The sequence below is a fragment of the Epilithonimonas caeni DSM 17710 genome, assembly GCF_000426465.1.
Lineage (GTDB): Bacteria > Bacteroidota > Bacteroidia > Flavobacteriales > Weeksellaceae > Epilithonimonas > Epilithonimonas caeni.
In genome coordinates, this window is record NZ_KE384527.1 from 166,404 (window position 1) to 182,570 (window position 16,167).

Annotated in this window: 18 protein-coding genes; 7 read left to right on the forward strand and 11 right to left on the reverse strand. The window is 34.8% G+C overall.

Annotated elements, in window-relative coordinates; all coding sequences use genetic code 11:
- Positions 1 to 96: 96 nt before the first annotated feature.
- Positions 97 to 1,479 carry an NADH-quinone oxidoreductase subunit N gene (locus K319_RS0115840; RefSeq protein WP_027384484.1) on the forward strand — a complete coding sequence of 461 codons (1,383 nt, stop codon included), beginning with the start codon at positions 97 to 99 and terminating at the stop codon, positions 1,477 to 1,479.
- Between the two features lie 250 nt (positions 1,480 to 1,729).
- A complete protein-coding gene (locus tag K319_RS0115845; protein WP_027384485.1) occupies positions 1,730 to 3,583 on the forward strand; it encodes a CocE/NonD family hydrolase in 1,854 nt (617 codons plus the stop codon).
- 34 nt (positions 3,584 to 3,617) lie between these two features.
- On the opposite strand, the gene K319_RS0115850 is transcribed toward K319_RS0115845, so the two are convergent.
- Complete coding sequence (locus tag K319_RS0115850) at positions 3,618 to 4,610, reverse strand: LLM class flavin-dependent oxidoreductase (protein ID WP_156907116.1); 993 nt, start codon at positions 4,608 to 4,610, stop codon at positions 3,618 to 3,620.
- A gap of 116 nt (positions 4,611 to 4,726) precedes the next feature.
- On the opposite strand from K319_RS0115850, the gene aqpZ reads away from it, so the two are divergent.
- Positions 4,727 to 5,446, forward strand: a complete 720-nt coding sequence (gene aqpZ, locus K319_RS0115855) for an aquaporin Z (RefSeq protein WP_027384487.1) — start codon at positions 4,727 to 4,729, stop codon at positions 5,444 to 5,446.
- Positions 5,447 to 5,497: 51 nt separating this feature from the next.
- On the opposite strand, the gene K319_RS0115860 is transcribed toward aqpZ, so the two are convergent.
- The 7 genes from K319_RS0115860 to K319_RS0115890 form a co-directional block, all read right to left on the reverse strand.
- Complete coding sequence (locus K319_RS0115860) at positions 5,498 to 6,037, reverse strand: hypothetical protein (protein ID WP_027384488.1); 540 nt, start codon at positions 6,035 to 6,037, stop codon at positions 5,498 to 5,500.
- A gap of 12 nt (positions 6,038 to 6,049) precedes the next feature.
- Entirely contained in the window at positions 6,050 to 6,643 is a 594-nt protein-coding gene (locus K319_RS0115865) for a DUF5715 family protein (protein ID WP_027384489.1), read from the reverse strand.
- 70 nt (positions 6,644 to 6,713) lie between these two features.
- Positions 6,714 to 7,697 carry a LuxE/PaaK family acyltransferase gene (locus K319_RS0115870; RefSeq protein ID WP_027384490.1) on the reverse strand — a complete coding sequence of 328 codons (984 nt, stop codon included), beginning with the start codon at positions 7,695 to 7,697 and terminating at the stop codon, positions 6,714 to 6,716.
- 24 nt (positions 7,698 to 7,721) lie between these two features.
- Positions 7,722 to 8,486: a UDP-2,3-diacylglucosamine diphosphatase gene (locus K319_RS0115875; RefSeq protein ID WP_027384491.1), complete on the reverse strand. Its 765-nt coding sequence runs from the start codon at positions 8,484 to 8,486 to the stop codon at positions 7,722 to 7,724.
- Positions 8,487 to 8,500: 14 nt separating this feature from the next.
- Positions 8,501 to 8,704, reverse strand: a complete 204-nt coding sequence (locus K319_RS0115880; RefSeq protein ID WP_027384492.1) for a hypothetical protein — start codon at positions 8,702 to 8,704, stop codon at positions 8,501 to 8,503.
- 4 nt (positions 8,705 to 8,708) lie between these two features.
- Positions 8,709 to 9,329 (reverse strand): DUF3575 domain-containing protein, encoded by a 621-nt coding sequence (locus K319_RS0115885; RefSeq protein ID WP_027384493.1) that lies wholly within the window; start codon positions 9,327 to 9,329, stop codon positions 8,709 to 8,711.
- A gap of 2 nt (positions 9,330 to 9,331) precedes the next feature.
- Entirely contained in the window at positions 9,332 to 10,501 is a 1,170-nt protein-coding gene (locus K319_RS0115890) for a thioredoxin family protein (protein ID WP_027384494.1), read from the reverse strand.
- Positions 10,502 to 10,899: 398 nt separating this feature from the next.
- Here K319_RS0115890 and K319_RS0115895 point away from each other — a divergent pair, with 398 nt between their 5' ends.
- The 3 genes from K319_RS0115895 to K319_RS0115910 all read left to right on the forward strand — a co-directional run bounded on the left by K319_RS0115895 (position 10,900) and on the right by K319_RS0115910 (position 12,822).
- On the forward strand, positions 10,900 to 11,616 hold the full coding sequence (locus K319_RS0115895) for a DUF3822 family protein (protein WP_027384495.1): 717 nt from the start codon (positions 10,900 to 10,902) through the stop codon (positions 11,614 to 11,616).
- A gap of 179 nt (positions 11,617 to 11,795) precedes the next feature.
- Entirely contained in the window at positions 11,796 to 12,362 is a 567-nt protein-coding gene (locus K319_RS0115905) for an RsmD family RNA methyltransferase (RefSeq protein WP_027384496.1), read from the forward strand.
- A 13-nt stretch (positions 12,363 to 12,375) separates the two neighbouring features.
- Positions 12,376 to 12,822 carry a glucosaminidase domain-containing protein gene (locus K319_RS0115910; RefSeq protein WP_027384497.1) on the forward strand — a complete coding sequence of 149 codons (447 nt, stop codon included), beginning with the start codon at positions 12,376 to 12,378 and terminating at the stop codon, positions 12,820 to 12,822.
- Between the two features lie 259 nt (positions 12,823 to 13,081).
- Here the strand turns inward: K319_RS0115910 and K319_RS0115915 are convergent, their stop codons facing one another.
- Positions 13,082 to 13,369: a putative quinol monooxygenase gene (locus K319_RS0115915; protein WP_027384498.1), complete on the reverse strand. Its 288-nt coding sequence runs from the start codon at positions 13,367 to 13,369 to the stop codon at positions 13,082 to 13,084.
- Positions 13,370 to 13,385: 16 nt separating this feature from the next.
- Complete coding sequence (locus tag K319_RS0115920) at positions 13,386 to 14,003, reverse strand: NAD(P)H-dependent oxidoreductase (RefSeq protein WP_027384499.1); 618 nt, start codon at positions 14,001 to 14,003, stop codon at positions 13,386 to 13,388.
- 101 nt (positions 14,004 to 14,104) lie between these two features.
- Between K319_RS0115920 and K319_RS0115925 the strand changes: the two genes are divergently transcribed.
- Positions 14,105 to 15,001 carry a LysR family transcriptional regulator gene (locus K319_RS0115925; RefSeq protein ID WP_027384500.1) on the forward strand — a complete coding sequence of 299 codons (897 nt, stop codon included), beginning with the start codon at positions 14,105 to 14,107 and terminating at the stop codon, positions 14,999 to 15,001.
- A gap of 160 nt (positions 15,002 to 15,161) precedes the next feature.
- On the opposite strand, the gene murI is transcribed toward K319_RS0115925, so the two are convergent.
- Positions 15,162 to 15,992 (reverse strand): glutamate racemase, encoded by an 831-nt coding sequence (murI, locus tag K319_RS0115930; protein WP_027384501.1) that lies wholly within the window; start codon positions 15,990 to 15,992, stop codon positions 15,162 to 15,164.
- Between the last annotated feature and the right edge of the window lie 175 nt (positions 15,993 to 16,167).

Consider the following 16,167-nt stretch of genomic DNA (forward strand, 5'->3'; position numbering starts at 1 on the left):
AACGTGTCACACTGAGCTTGTCGAAGTGTTTCAAAATAAATAATAAAATTCAAAACGGATATCGGTCTTCCGATTTCCGGCGAAATAAATAAAGAAATGAGTGTTTTAATAGTTTTATTCCTTACGGCAATTCTGGTATTATTTTCCGGTGTTTTTGAGAAAGGCAAATATGCAAGATACATCGGAATCTTAGGATTAGTCGTTGGCCTAGTAGTCAGTTTCTTTCCAGAATGTGAGTTCTTCGCTCAGTACAAATCGATGTATGACTACAGTTACAACGCAGCTCTGTTCACAAAAGTATCGATTGTTGTTACTACTCTTCTATTCTTTTTAGGAGGATTTGCATTCAGTAACCACAGAAGTCATCAGTCAGAATTGTATGCATTGATGTTGTTTGCACTTTGTGGAGGAATCGTATTATTTGGATTCCAAAACTTGGTAACATTATTCATCGGAATAGAAATTTTGTCAATTCCTTTGTATGTAATGGCTGGAGCTAATAAAACCGACCTTCGTTCTACGGAAGCTTCTATGAAATACTTCTTGATGGGAGCATTCGCAACAGGATTTCTTTTGTTTGGTGTAGCTTTGGTTTATGGAAGTGCTGGAAGTTTTGACCTTTATGCCATCCACGATTTTGCTTACAACAATCCTAAGAACTTGATGCTGATCATGGGAGCTATTTTGATGTTGGCAGCCTTAGCTTTCAAAGTATCATTAGCACCGTTCCATATGTGGAGTCCTGATGTTTATCAAGGTTCTCCTTCATTGATCACTGCTTTCATGGCATCTGTCGTAAAGATCTCCGGCTTCTTTGCCTTGTTCAAGTTAATGACGATTGCTTTCGGCGGAATTGCAGGAGACTGGATCAATATATTAGGTGTTTTCATCATTCTGACTTTGCTTTTGGCAAACGTAATGGGATTGGTTCAGACCAATGCGAAAAGAATGCTCGCCTACTCTTCTGTTTCCCACGCTGGATATATCTCATTGATATTCTTCGGAATCAATAATTTTTCGACCTATATCTTAGGATACTATTTATTTGCATATTCTTTGGCAACAGTTGGAGTTTTCATCAGTTTGATCTGGGTGGAGAAAATCAAAAAAGAAACATCATTTGCAGCGTTTAACGGACTTGGAAAAAAAGAACCTCTATTGGCTGTAGTTTCTACAATCTCTATGTTATCAATGGCAGGAATTCCTTTGACTGCCGGTTTCATTGGGAAATTAGGAATTTTCAATCAGGCAATTGCAGGACATTATGAATTCTTGGTTTTGATTGCAGTATTGGGTTCAGCGTTGAGTATCGCTTATTATCTAAGGTTGATCATCGCTATGTTTTTCTACAAAGAAGATAACTTCCATAATACAGAAAAAGCAAGCATTACCTACAATATTGTTTCCGTTGCTATCATTTTAGCTTTGGTTTCAATGGGAATTGTTCCTGATATTTTTGCTAAAATCTTTGGATTGTAAAAAATAAATGATATAAAATACAAACCTGGTTCAGATCGAGCCAGGTTTTTTTATGTTGATTATTATAATATAAATTTATCATCTTGATGAATTAATAAATTCTCCTCGATGAATTGATAAACTCTCCTTGATGAATTCATTCGAAAATTAAATCAAGTTTCTAATTTGTAGATAATCGGTTCATATACATCCCATAGAATTATCATTAATTCGTACAAAAAACCTAATTTTATTCAAATATTTATTTTCAATGAAAAAGTTCTTAGTGTTTTTCTATATTATAACAGTTAGTTTCAGTTTTGCTCAGATCAATTCGGTCGAAGAAAATTTCACAAAAAAAGAAGTTTATATCCCGATGCGAGATGGAACCAAATTGTTCACCATTATTTACACACCAAAGGACATTTCAAAAAGCAAAAAATATCCTGTCATTATGAACAGGACTTGTTACAGTGTTGCACCTTATGGAGAAACTAATTTCAGGAAAAAATTAAGCCCAAATCCTTTCATTGAAAAAGAAAAATATATTTTCGTATTTCAGGACGTTCGGGGAAGATATATGAGCGAGGGTACTTTCACGAATATGACACCACAAGTTGACTCTAAAACAAAGAAAGGAGTGGACGAAAGCATCGATACTTATGATACAGTTGACTGGTTGGTGAAAAATGTACAATACAACAATGGAAAAGTAGGACAATACGGAACATCTTATCCTGGATTTTACACTGCTGTTGGGGCTTTGGCCAATCATCCGGCATTGGTGGCATCTTCACCTCAAGCACCAATTTCAGATTTCTGGTTTGATGACTTCCATCATAACGGAGCTTTTTTGATGAGTTATTTCAAAACATTTCCAGTATTTGGAGTTCAGAAAACTAAAGCTGAAGACAAAAGCTGGTTCGCTGATAAAATGATCAAACCAACTTCTGATGATGGCTATCTTTTCTATAAAGATATGGGAACCCTGAAAGATGGTGTTGACAAGTATTACAAAGACAACTTCTTTATGCAGGAAGTTGTTGAACATCCAAACTATGATGAATTCTGGCAAAAAAGAGATCTTTTACCTCATCTCAAAAATATCGATCATGCGGTAATGACCGTCGGTGGCTGGTTTGATGCAGAAGACTTACGCGGTCCATTAGAAATTTATAAAACAATAGAAAAAACAAGTCCAAAAGCTAAAAATACAATTGTAATGGGGCCTTTCTCTCACGGTGGTTGGAACAGAGAAGACGGAAAACATTTTCATAATGACATCTACTTTGGAGACAGCATTACAACTTTTTATCAGAAAAATATTGAGCAGCCTTTCTTTCATCATTACTTGAAAGAAGATTCCAAAACTGCAGCAAAACTTCCGGAAGCTTACATGTTTGACACAGGAAAAAAACAATGGGAACAATTTGAAAACTGGCCTCCGAAACAGACTCAGAAAGTATCATTTTATCTTGACAACTCGGGAGCTTTAGCCAAAAACATCTTAAACCAGGTTGCTTTTTCAGAATACACTTCTGACCCTAACAAACCTGTTTTAAGTAGTGAAAACTATAAAGATATGAATGCTTTCACACCAAGGAATTATATGAGTGAAGACCAACGTTTTGCTAGTTACAGACCAGATGTGCTTACATTTACAACCGAGGTATTAGAAAATGATTTGACATTGGCCGGAGAAATTTTGGCTAAATTGAAAATAGCTTCTACATCTACCGATGCGGATTTTGTTGTAAAATTAATAGATGTATATCCTTCTGATGAAAAAGCAAATCCAGACAAACCTAATGTTATTTATGGAAATTATCATCAGATGGTAAGAAGCGAAATAATGCCTGCCAGATTCCGTAATAGTTTTGAAAAACCGGAAGCTCTTGTCCCTGATCAAGAAACCAATGTGAATGTTAAATTACAAGATGTTTTACACACTTTCAAAAAAGGACATAAAATCCAGGTGCAGGTTCAAAGTACATGGTTTCCTTTGATGGCGATCAATCCTCAAAAGTTTCTTGAAAATCCTTATAAAGCAACAAAGGAAGATTATACAAAAGCAAATATCAAAGTTTTCAACAGCAGTTCAATCGAAGTTGAAGTTCTAAAATAAAACAAAAGCACAAACGTAAGTTTGTGCTTTCTAATTATAGTGATTTGATAACTTCCGAAGCTATCTCGTAGGATTTCAATTTCTTATCAAAATCATAAATATTTCCGGAAACTATGATCTCATCAGGTCTGTGATCTTTTACAAATTTGCTTAATTTCTCTTTCAGACTTTCTTTATCTCCTACAAAAGTTTTGGCGGCCATTCTGTTGAGATGAAGCGCAACCTCATCAGAAATATCTGCCAACTCTGTTTCTTCTGGCGGCAAGAGTGGTTGTCTTTGATCTGTCAAAATATTAACAAAGGCCTGAAAATGTGATGTTGATAAATAATGCGCCTCATCCACAGAATCTGCGCCAATAATATTGATACAAACCATCACATAAGGTTTGTCCAAAAACTCTGAAGGTTGAAAATGTTCTCTGTAAATTTCCAAAGCAACCTCCAACTGTGACGGTGCAAAATGTGCTGCAAATGCATAAGGCAACCCTAATTTAGCCGCCAAAAAAGCCGAATCAGTGGAGCTTCCCAAGATATAAAGTGGAACATCAGCACCTTCTCCAGGAATCGCTCTTACTTTAGATCCAGAATTTTCTTTGGACATGTATTTTTGAAGTTCCTTGATATGAAATTCAAAATTATAATTGGGATTGAAATTATTTCCCCGCAAAGCCGTAGCCGTCAACATATCAGTTCCGGGAGCTCTTCCTAATCCAAGATCTACTCTTCCCGGAAATAATCCGTCCAGTGTTCCAAACTGTTCAGCAACTGATAAGGTTGAATGGTTCGGGAGCATTATTCCACCGGATCCAACTCTCAAAGTTTCCGTTTGCGATGCAATGTGTCCAATTAAAATCGAAGTTGAAGCACTTGCAACATTCGGAAAGTTATGATGCTCTGAGAACCAATATCTTGTAAACCCAAGTTTTTCAGCCAATTGTGCAGATTGAACGGATTTTTGAAACGTTTTATTTATATCATCTCCTTTAACAATAGTTGCCAGATCCAGAACTGAATATTTTAAAGCCATATTTTTTTCTTTATAGGTCATACAAAGTTAAACCAAAACATATTTCATTAAAAAAATGGTTACAATAGAATTAAAATATTATATTTGATATAACAATTAAAAAATAAAACATAATGATTAAAAAACTATTTGCTGAATTTTTCGGCACATTTTGGTTGGTTTTCGGAGGTTGCGGAAGTGCGATCTTCGCTTCACAGATCGCTCCAGCTTCTAATGGACAATTGGGAATTCTTTTATTAGGTGTCGCTTTGGCATTCGGACTTACGGTTCTTACCATGGCTTATGCCGTAGGGCATATTTCAGGTGGGCATTTTAATCCGGCTGTATCTTTTGGCCTTTTGGCCGGTGGCAGATTTCCTGGAAAAGATTTACTTCCTTACATTGTGGCACAATGTGTTGGCGCTATTGCAGCAGCAGCAGCCTTAAGTTTCATCAACGGTGGTTCTGGTGACGGAAGTGCAGGTGCCTTTGCCTCTAATTTTTATGGAGAAGCAGTATATTTTGGGAAAAGTTATTCTTTGGGAGCTGCGTTTTTGACAGAGTTTCTTTTGACAACATTCTTTTTGATTATTATCCTGGGAGCAACAGATAAATTTGCCAACGGAAAATTTGCAGGAATTGCTATTGGTCTTGGTTTAACTTTGATACACTTGATCTCTATTCCAATCACCAATACTTCCGTAAATCCAGCGAGATCCCTTTCTCAGGCTATTTTTGCAGGAAGTTTTGCTCTATCACAAGTTTGGTTATTTTGGGTAGCTCCAATTTTAGGGGGAATCACCGGTGGTCTGATCTACAAATTCTTATTACAAAGAAATGATGCTGAAGTAGCATAATAATATTTACATTAATAATACAAAACCTCGAAAAAATACATTTCGAGGTTTTTATTTTTTAGAATTGAAATTATTTTTGAATATTAATTCCTCTTGTTTTCCTTTCAATTCAAATTTTTTAACCAGGAGATTCCGAGCGAGATTCCTTATAAAAAGTTCTTTATCACACAATGCCCAATAAGAATCTTCATGAATGGTTTTAGGTTCTCTGATCTTGTAAAAAGTTGTTTCCCAATTATCCTCATTATGGTAAAATTCTATGATTCCACAGTGTTTGGGAATAACATTGTGATCAATCATTCCCATTGGTAAAAGAAAGCTGAACGAATTACAGATATAATCTCCGCAACCGATCTTATCATGCTTTAGAAACTTCTCTCCAGTTGTTTGATTAGTATAGAACTTTTTAAAATCATTTTTAAAATCAGATCTGGATAATTTGATCTCTATCTCGTGACTGAAACCTAAGTTATCAATCAGTAGAATATCAGCTTCCCAATCGGAATGGAAAAAATTGGTCAAAACGATCTCTTTATCAAAATCGCAATTGACATTAACAAAATTGTGAACAAGTTCTTCTATTTTCAACATCCCTGATATGTTCTAATATTTCCGAACCGTAACGTGGTAACAGCTTTGTTGCTTTTCTTTGATGTAAAATATGCGTCCAAGATTTTTGTAATATTCAAGAATCTTCTCCAGTTCTTTTTCAAGTTTTGTATTGACCTTCAGTTTATGGTCAAATCGAACATATGAAATATCAAAGGCAGCTCCGTAATTATGAGAACTTATCCCTAATGATGCATTGGCATTAACTTTTCTTAATCGGCATTGGTCTTCCAAAGTTCTTGTAACAGATGACACAACGAAGAAACTCTTGGTCTCGGTTGCAAATTTATTTGCCATATTTTCCAGTGTTGTTCTTGCTTTTTTCACCAAATAAGGCCGGCTGTATTCCAAAGGCTGCAGACGGTAACCTCGGGATTTCTTTTTTACTTTTACAAATTTTCCTTTAGCAATATATTTGTCCACTGCTTTGGTGTTTTCCAAGATATTGACCCCGAAATTTTGAGCAGCTAATAAATGAGGTTTATATAGTTCGGTTGGTTCTACTTTCAGAACCGTTTTCAGATCATAACATTTTTGTGATTTGAAGACAGAAAAAAACAATGGAAAAACCAAAAATAACAATCTCATTTAATAGAATACTTAGATAGATTAAATTTGTGTTTTTTCAAATATAATTAATTATAAATAAAATACAAATTTAAGATACCAAAAGACTACAACCACGGATATCAGAATGGTCAATTCTTCCTAAAACTTGGAATGCATCATTTTCAATTTTTCCCAGGTCCTGAGTCGCAATAAAAGAGCAAGAATGTCTGTTGGCCAGATCGACGATATTAATGGCACCTGTTCTCCCATCATCAACATAAGAAAATGGGTCTTCGGTATTTCTGATCAGGATTCTCATCCAGTTTGGACTTTTATAGATATTTTCTCCTAAAGAATAAGCTTGGGAAAGTAGTTCCGTCATCGAATATTCTGAGTAGATCTTTTCCGTTCTGAACCCTTTTTGAAAAATTTTCAGCAACTCATCTTTTGTTATTTCTTCTTTTCTCCCCTTCATTCCCCCTGTTTCGATTACAGTAAGAGTGTTGGAGAATTGGAGCGTTTGGGAGTTTGAATCACAAAAATCCAGAAAATCCAACAATGCGAATGAAACTCCGAAAAGAATTACTTTTTTATCTTTCAAGTTATTGAGCAGATCAAATAATTCCTTATGGTTGTAAAGAAAATATCCATTCTCTGGTTTATCGGATTTTTTGATCAAATAATCAATCATATAGATCAGAGACGAATGTGGGTTTTCAGAATAATTGGGCAATAATCCCAGAAAAATATAATCTTCCGGTTTGCCAATAAATTGCTCAAAACTTTTGTAAATGCTTTCTTCATATAAAGAAAAATCTGCGATATAGTGTTTGGATCGATTCATTTGTGTGGTTCCGGAACTTTGAAAATAATTCCCGGTTTCAGAATTTCTGTCTAAAACTAAATGATTTTTAAACATCTCAATCGGTAAAAAAGGCAGATCAGATACCTGTTTTACGCTTGATGGATCAATGTTTAAATAATCAACAAATTTTCTGTAAACTTCTACATTTTCATATTGATAACGAAAGGTTTCCAAACAAGCTGTTTCGAAATCAGCTTCGGTTTGTATGTCGAAAATATTCTGCTTCATTGCTTTCAAATCAAATATTGAAATTTAATCTTCAAATTTTTTAACCTCAAATGATTGTCCATCATAAACACCATAAGTAAAATAGACTATCCAATCGCCAAGGTTGATATATTTTGCACCTTTTCCCAGGTCAAAAACTAAAGGAAGATGACGATGCCCAAAAACAAAATAATCGATATTTTCGGTTTTAAGTTTTTCCTTGGAATATTGTATCAGAAACTCTTTGTCTTCTCCCAGAAATTCCTTGTCCTCTTCACCTGATATCAATTTATTTTTCTGAGACATGTAATTGGCAATTCTCATTGCAATATCAGGATGTAACCATCTAAAAGCCCACTGAGCCAGAGGATTGGTAAAGACCTTCTTCATTCTTTTATAGCCTTTATCGCCAGGCCCAAGACCATCGCCGTGCGCCAGAAGAAAGTTTTTATCAGAGATCTTGTAATATCTTTTTTCAAAGAACACCGGGATTCCCAATTCCTCCTCGAAGTAATTTTTCATCCAAAGATCATGATTCCCAACAAAGAAATAGATATCAATGCCAGAATCTTTCAGTTCCGCAATTTTTCCCAAAACCCTGATGTAACCTTTCGGAACCACATATTTCCACTCGTGCCAAAAATCAAAGAGATCTCCCATTAAAAAAAGAACTTGTGCATCTTTTTTGATATTATCAAGCCAACGGATGAATTTTTCTTCCCGAATCCTACTCTGTTGCAAATCAGGAACTCCGAAATGTTGGTCGGAAGCGAAATATATTTTTTTACCAGATTGTAGATCGATCTGCATAAAAATAAGTTTAGTTAATCAAAGTTGTTACGTTCGTCGTTTTGGTCTCTTTTGCTGTAGATCCACATTCCAATTCCCAGACCTATTACTGCTGCAAAAGCGGTCATCAAAGCTCTGGATAATTTATCTGGTGCATCATTTCCAATATAGTTCATTAGGAAAACGATCAAAAATGTGATGACAGCAATTAAAATATACTTTGGATTTTTCAAATGCATTATTCTAAAGTTTATAAGAAATCATTAAGCCACCTTTATAAGGAAGCAACTCCCCGCTCCTATTTGTCTCTCTTCCCATAGAATCTCCATCTGTATCATAGCGGTCGCCACTCAACTTGTCATATCCTTTGTAAAAACTTTGCATTGTCCCAAGACCAAGATATAGATCAAGATTCCATCGTTCGCCCAGAGTAAACTGATAACCTGCTAATCCGCCTAACATAAATGAATATCCTCTTTGATATAAATTAGAATTAATATAAGGCGTAACTTCTCCGTTCTTATGGGTATAAAAATTATCATTCCAATATCCCCACTTTTGGATATTAAATCGTGCTAATGAAAAATCAACGCCGACATAGAATTTCTTAAAAACCTCATTGAAATAATACCTTCCATTAAAACCCAACATATAAACTTGTGCGTGTTTTCCTGCAAATGATTTCCAAGGAGAAACAAATAAATCCGCCTGTCCAGTAATATGTTCTGAGAAACCGTGCTCAATACCTATATTTAATATTCCTACAGGTAGAAATAAAGCGTTTGCCTTTATATAAGTTTCATTTTTCTGTGAAAAGCAAAAGACTGAGACCAATATTAAACTTAAAGTTATGAGTTTTTTCATCATTATTTTTTGTTCAGGATTTCGTTCATTTTTGTAGCATCTCTGTTTTCTTCTTTTGCAAAGTTTGCTGCCATTCCTGCAAACATTTTAGCTTCCTCCTTTTTTCCCAGTTTGTCATATAATGTTGCCAAAATACTTGTAGAATCAAAGTTTTCTGAAGACATTACAACTTTCTCGGTCCAACGTGCTGCGGCTTGAAGAGATTTGATATCTTTTGATTGTTCACTGATCGTACTTGCTGCTGCCAGCAACTCGCTGTTATTGAACTCATCGGGATTTTTATAATATTCTAGTGCAGTTTTCTCGTAAGCCGGAAAATTCTCGTGTGCAGAGTAATAATTCAGCTTATAAAGATTCAAACTTTTTATAAGCTCTTCTTTCGGGAACAAACCTTCTCCTTCTTTAAGGATCTTTGCATCATCGATTGTTTTTGTTTTTTCATCTATTGCTGATGTTACCAATTTCATCAATTTAAGATAATTGTCAAACTGCTTATAATTATTCTCCGGAAGAAGCTTTGTGATCTCAGATCTATTTGCTGTGAAAACTTTATAATTGGCATCATCTACAGATTGGGTAAAATTCAGAAGTGCATTGATCTCTTCGCCAGAAAACTCTTTGTCTTTTTTATTGACAAAATATTTTTCGGAGGCCTGCTTTGCTAAAACGGGATCTTTACTTGCATAAAGATTAATAAAGTTCAATAAACCTGCTTGGTCCAATTTCCCTTTTAGAAATTCATCTTTTAGATTTGTGTTAACCAGACTTGGATTGTTATTCTTTTTCCCTAATGCCAGGAATTCTTCCGTTTTGATATAACCCAATTCCTTGCCTACAATTTCGCCTTCTCCGTTTAAAAACAATAAAGTTGGGTAACTTCTGATTCCGTATTTTGAAGCCAGGCTTGGACCTTCGCCTTTTTCCATATCGAAATGGGCGTTGATGAAGTTTTTGTTGTAGTAATCTGCAACGTTTTTATCTGTGAAAACATTTTTCTCCATTAACTTACAAGGTCCACACCAGGCCGCATAGGCATCCAGAAAAACCAATTTCTTCTCAGCTTTGGCCTTAGCTAGAATGGTTGCAAAATCAGAATCTTCAAATTTGATGGACTGTTGAGAAAAACTCAATTGAGAAACTAGTAATATTAGGAAAAATGATATCTTGTTCATCCTTAGAATAAATCGAATTAACTGCGAAGATAACCATAATATAAGAATTGACCGAGAGTGAAATAGTAAAGTTTTAATTTTTTAACTTTGCAAATCTCCAATTTGGACTTTTAGATGAAAGAATAAAGATAAAAGAGTTTCAAGAATCTGTTTTAAATTTACAATCTCTAAAACACTTGCTTTGTCATTCCGTAGGAATCTCAGCAGTTTAGATTGCTACGGAATGACAAAGTTGGATTTTTATGTTGAAGATTTTAAATAAATAAATAGAATCTGCAGCCCGACTTGAGCGGAAATCCTTTTTTGCGTGGACTCTAGTTAGAAAACGTGAGCAAAAAAGATTGGGAGCGGAAGGCGGAAATAGCTGCCCAAAAAATTAATTTTATTGACATCAAAATATGAGGAAATTATCCTTGCTTTTTACAAAAGATGGTTTGCAGTGGCAGATCTCCAGATCCAAAAAGGTCTTGGAAGAAAAAATCTGGCTGAAAGATGAAGAAACGCCAAAAAATCTGGTGGAAGAGAAACTGCATGGGATCTTGGCTTCCGAGAAGTTTTCCGAGATCTCTGTAATATCGGCTATCAATCATTTTTCGATTGTGGAGGAAGGATTTGACCAGCACGATTTGGGCTATGATTTGATTTCGTATAATTCCGATATCAGAAAAGATGCAGAAGAGCTGATGCTTTCTGTGAATAAGAAATTCGGGATTCAGTTTTATTATAGCTTTCCGAAAGATTTTTACACAAAAATAAAACAGTTGGAAGTTCCTGTTCATTTCAATTTTTCAGGTGAAAAGTTTCTGAATTCCCTGAATGTGAAAAACCGAAAAGAAATTCACGTGAACCTTTACCATCAGCAAGCAGAATTTTTCGCTATTGAAAACAAAAAAGTGATTCTTTACAATAACCTGGATGCAGCCTCGGAAGTGGATTTTCTTTATTTCATAATGTTTACATTGAGTAAAATCGATTTCGGAATTTCTGAAACTTACTTTTATATTTATGGAGAAACAACTGAAAACGAAACATTCATTTCGGAAATGCAGAAATTTGTCCCAAATCTGAAAATCGTTTTTGATAATCTTCACAAAAAGAATTTTGTTTTGAACTAATACTTTAAACCACAAAAGTCACAAAGGAAAAATTTAAAATTAAAACTTGAAAAGAATAAAAGTAAATTCTATTTTTATTCAGCTTTTGACAAAACTTAGAATCAATAAAATCTTTTGTGACATTTGTGGTTAATTTAAGATTTTGAGTTTGATCAATTATCATTTATCAACTATCATTTATGTTTAGAATCATATCCGGAAAATGGAAAGCCAAGAAAATCGCGGCGCCAAAAAATTTCGATGTAAGACCAACGACCGACTTCGCAAAAGAAGCACTTTTCAGTATGATTGAAAACCGATTTGATCTGGAATTTTGTTCCGTTTTGGATTTGTTTGCCGGAATTGGTTCCATTACTTTAGAATTTGCTTCACGCGATTGTCAGGATATCACATCGATCGAACTAAATCCAAAACACGCCGGATTTATCAATTCCACAGCCAACGATTTGGATATGGGATTGCAAGTGAATGTCCAACGGGCAGATGTCTTCGATTGGCTGAAAAGGAAAAGAAATCACGAGAAAAAGTATGATGTTATTTTCGCAGATGCGCCTTTCGAAACTGATGAAAGTAAATATAAAGAACTGATTGACCTGGTTTTAAACAATGGATTACTGAAACCACGGGGCGTTTTCATTCTGGAACATCAAAGTAGACTGAAGTTCTCTCATCCGAACCTGAAAGACACCAGAAAATATGGAAACGTGAGTTTTTCTTTCTTTGAAAGTCAGCCGATTTCTGAATAAGATCAATTGTAATATGAAGAATTTAAACATCAGATCATTAATGGTTTTCGTTCTGTTTTTCAGTTTGAAAATCTCTGCACAAAATTCTTACATCAATCAATATAAAACTGTTGCAACAGAACTTTCTCAGGAATTCGGGATTCCGACAGTTGTCATTCTTTCGATTGCTTATATGGAAACCGGCGGCGGTACAAGTTCGGCCTGTAAAGTACTGAACAACCATTTCGGGATGACAGGAAAAAACGAAGTCAATAGTTCCAGATTCAAAAGTTTTACCGATTCCAAAGCTTCTTATCGCGCTTTCTGCGAATGGGTTTCGAAAAGGAAATTCTATGAAAAGCTAAAAGGTTCACAAAATCATAATGAATGGTTTGTTGCTATTGCTTCCTCTGGCTATTCTACAAAACCTGCAGAATGGAAGCAAAAACTGAACCTTGTAATGAAGAAAATCGGATTGTAATAAATTATCAACCAAATCTTTATCCAAATCTTTAATCGCACTTTCAGCTTATAAAGAAGCTCAACAATTCAGTTAATAAAACCTCAAAGAACACGAGATCAAAACAATTCTTGCCCGTTTTTTTTAAATGGTTGGAAAAAAGTGTGAATTCTTAAGTGGAGCCGAAAAACTATTTCTCATGACAATCGATTATTGGAAGACATTAATATCAGTAACACTATTATTATAAAAAACGCCTCAATTAATTGAGGCGTTTTATTTATACTAATTTCGCAAGATAAATCTCAGCAGGTTTTTCTAATAAATCTGGTGCTTTTTCTACAAACTCTTTGATGTAAGACTGTTGATTGTGAGTATCCAAACCCTCTTTGCTTTTCCAGATCTCGTGAAAGATAAAAACTGCTTCATCTTCCAGACTTTGTTGTAATTCATACTTTTCGCAAGCTTCTTCTTTTCTTGTGTTCAGAACCATATTATCAAGAATTGATTTCAAATCCTGAATTTTATCTTTTTTCGATTTCAAAATCGCTGTTAAATAGATTGACATTTTGGTTTTTGTTTAATTAATTCAACACTTTCAATTCCTCAGTTTCCAAAGCATTTTTCAGATAATTCTTATACTCAATTTCATAATTATCAATCCTTTCCTTAGTAGCTGCTTTCTCCATATCATGGAAATGGAAACTTCCCAAACTTTTCATTCCCGTGAAAGCATTCATCCTGTGAAAACCAAATAAAACGCCTTCGTCAACCGAATGCTGATTAAAAAACTCACCTTCCAGAGTGAAAGCCGTTTCCGGGGCATTCCAGCTTGTGGTAACGAAATAATGTTTTCCGTGCATCAAACCGCCGGTTCCGTAATTGATTTCGGGATTCACTCTGGAACGTCCGTCGCTTTTATAAATGCCGTTGTTATGACCAGCCGTAAAAACTTCATCAATATAAAATTTCAGACGATTCGGAACCTGGAACCACCAAACCGGAAAATGATAAATTACAATATCTGCCCATTTGAAATTCTCTGCTTCGTCAACTGGATCAAAATCATCATTAATATTGGTTATTGTGATTTCAAAACCTTGCTGATCAAGAGTTTCCTTTGTCCATTTTGTAATCGTGTTATTAAAACTTCCACCCGAATGCGCAAACTTTTGCCCACCGTTGATTATAAATATTTTCATTGATTTTTTGATTTAATAATTTAATGATGCAAAGTTCCGACAGAAAAATGAATTATAAAAATAATATAAATTATATATTTGCATTATAATTATAATGCAAAATGATAAATCTGGAATGGCTTAGAACTTTTAAAAGTGTCTATGAAACGCAGTCTTACACCAAAGCAGCGAAGGAATTGTATATTTCTCAACCTGGCGTGAGCCTTCATATCGGTTCGTTGGAAGCCTATGTTGGTTATTCTTTGTTCGAAAGGATCTCCAAGAAACTGATTCCGACAGAGAAGGCGAAGATCCTTTATAATTTTACATTAGAACCACTTTTGAAGCTGGAGACTGCCGAACAAACTTTTCATAAAACCACGAAAACCGAACGTGCAACTGTGAGTGTTGGGATGTGTTTTGAGACTTTTCAATTTACCTTGGAAAAACATATTCCGACATTTGATTTCAATGTGATCATACGTTTTGGATTGTACGAACAGATGTTTTCTGATCTGGACAATGGTTTGTTGGATTTGATCATCACACCAAGAAAGACCAATATCAAAAACCTGAGTTTTGAAGCTTTTTCCAAGGAAAAAATTGTTCTGATCAATGGAACAGGAACTGATACTTCGGAATTCCAAAAATTAATCAAAACCAATAAAATCGAAGAAGCGGAAAACTGGCTGAAACAGCAGATCTGGTATAGCACAGCAGCGGATATGGAACATCTGAATAACTTCTGGAAAGCGAATTTCAACCATCATCCGGACTTCAAACCAAATTATATCGTTCCAAATATCTGCTCGATCGTACGTTGTTTAAGTGGGAATCCGGGATTCTCAATCGTACCTGATTTTCTCTGCAAAAAAGAGATCGCAAATGGCGGAATAGAGATTGCCTGGGAAGGCAACAACAAAATCGAAAACACGCTACATTTTGGTGAACGAACAAAAAATATGGTTCAAAATGAGATTGACAGAATAAAAGAAATATTCAGAAATGAGAATTTTTAATTTAAAACCACAAAAGGCACAAAAGATATAATTTCGTTTAATGAATTTTTATTTACAAAAGGCTTCGAGAGCCTCAGCCTGACAAAGTAAACATTTTCAGCATAACTATCAGCTATGTCTGTCATCCTGAGCGGAGCAGAATGATTTTTATTAAATATAACTAAAGGACCTTCAGTTCCAGATCAATCGATTTTCCGAAGAATTTTTTAGAGATCTTTTCGAAATTCTTAGTAATATCCGACAAGAAAAATTGATAAGTGGGTTGATGATTCTCTTCGTTCAAAAGATGATGTTTGTCCAAAATCATTTTCAACTGATTAGCAACAATATTCGGAGAATCTATGACACGGACACGGTTTCCGTAATACTGTTTGATTTCATCAATCAAAAGCGGATAGTGTGTACAACCGAGAATCAAAGTTTCGATATTTTTTAATTTACTATTACTCAGATAATTATAAATAATCGAATGTGTGATCGGATGATTTTTGAAACCTTCTTCAATTGCCGGAACCAAAAGCGGTGTTGCCAATTCATCTACTTTGATGAACTTATTATGCTTTCGAATTGATTTTTTATAAAGTCCGGAATTAACTGTTGCTTTGGTCGCAATCACACCAACATTATTGTGAATTTCGTAAGATACTTTTTCAGCAACCGGATTAATCACATCAATCACAGGAACTCTATTGGCAACCAATTCCTGAACTTCATGAAGTGCATTGGCTGTTGCAGAATTGCAGGCAATTACAATCGCTTTACAATTTTTCTCAAGCAGAAAATTGGTAATTTTTGTTGAATAACCAACGATGGCCTCACGGGATTTTTCACCATAAGGAAGATGTTTTGTATCACCAAAATAAATCAAATCTTCGTTCGGCAACAATCTTTTGATTTCTTTCGCAACTGTTAATCCACCGACGCCGGAATCAAAAATCCCGATTGGCTGATTAGCGGATAGATGTGTATAATCGGCTTTTTTCTTTTTCAAGAGACAATCTTTATCTGTTATTTTGACCGTAAAGTTCACAAAGTTTTTTTGACAATTGCGATATTTTTTATGCTCGCAAAAGCGTAAAACTCAGCAAAGATTTAGTTTTACAAAAGTAGTGAAATTTTCATTCTGAAAAACATATCGACAGGCTCGATGCGATAACTCCAATGCT

Excerpts from the sequence above, each read along its gene's own strand:
- K319_RS0115840 (WP_027384484.1), top strand. The coding sequence starts at position 97 with ATGAGTGTTTTAATAGTTTTATTCCTTACGGCAATTCTGGTATTATTT.
- K319_RS0115845 (WP_027384485.1), top strand. The coding sequence starts at position 1,730 with ATGAAAAAGTTCTTAGTGTTTTTCTATATTATAACAGTTAGTTTCAGT.
- K319_RS0115850 (WP_156907116.1), bottom strand. The coding sequence starts at position 4,610 with ATGGCTTTAAAATATTCAGTTCTGGATCTGGCAACTATTGTTAAAGGA.
- K319_RS0115860 (WP_027384488.1), bottom strand. The coding sequence starts at position 6,037 with ATGTTGAAAATAGAAGAACTTGTTCACAATTTTGTTAATGTCAATTGC.
- K319_RS0115865 (WP_027384489.1), bottom strand. The coding sequence starts at position 6,643 with ATGAGATTGTTATTTTTGGTTTTTCCATTGTTTTTTTCTGTCTTCAAA.
- K319_RS0115870 (WP_027384490.1), bottom strand. The coding sequence starts at position 7,697 with ATGAAGCAGAATATTTTCGACATACAAACCGAAGCTGATTTCGAAACA.
- K319_RS0115875 (WP_027384491.1), bottom strand. The coding sequence starts at position 8,486 with ATGCAGATCGATCTACAATCTGGTAAAAAAATATATTTCGCTTCCGAC.
- K319_RS0115880 (WP_027384492.1), bottom strand. The coding sequence starts at position 8,704 with ATGCATTTGAAAAATCCAAAGTATATTTTAATTGCTGTCATCACATTT.
- K319_RS0115885 (WP_027384493.1), bottom strand. The coding sequence starts at position 9,329 with ATGAAAAAACTCATAACTTTAAGTTTAATATTGGTCTCAGTCTTTTGC.
- K319_RS0115890 (WP_027384494.1), bottom strand. The coding sequence starts at position 10,501 with ATGAACAAGATATCATTTTTCCTAATATTACTAGTTTCTCAATTGAGT.
- K319_RS0115895 (WP_027384495.1), top strand. The coding sequence starts at position 10,900 with ATGAGGAAATTATCCTTGCTTTTTACAAAAGATGGTTTGCAGTGGCAG.
- K319_RS0115905 (WP_027384496.1), top strand. The coding sequence starts at position 11,796 with ATGTTTAGAATCATATCCGGAAAATGGAAAGCCAAGAAAATCGCGGCG.
- K319_RS0115910 (WP_027384497.1), top strand. The coding sequence starts at position 12,376 with ATGAAGAATTTAAACATCAGATCATTAATGGTTTTCGTTCTGTTTTTC.
- K319_RS0115915 (WP_027384498.1), bottom strand. The coding sequence starts at position 13,369 with ATGTCAATCTATTTAACAGCGATTTTGAAATCGAAAAAAGATAAAATT.
- K319_RS0115920 (WP_027384499.1), bottom strand. The coding sequence starts at position 14,003 with ATGAAAATATTTATAATCAACGGTGGGCAAAAGTTTGCGCATTCGGGT.
- K319_RS0115925 (WP_027384500.1), top strand. The coding sequence starts at position 14,105 with ATGATAAATCTGGAATGGCTTAGAACTTTTAAAAGTGTCTATGAAACG.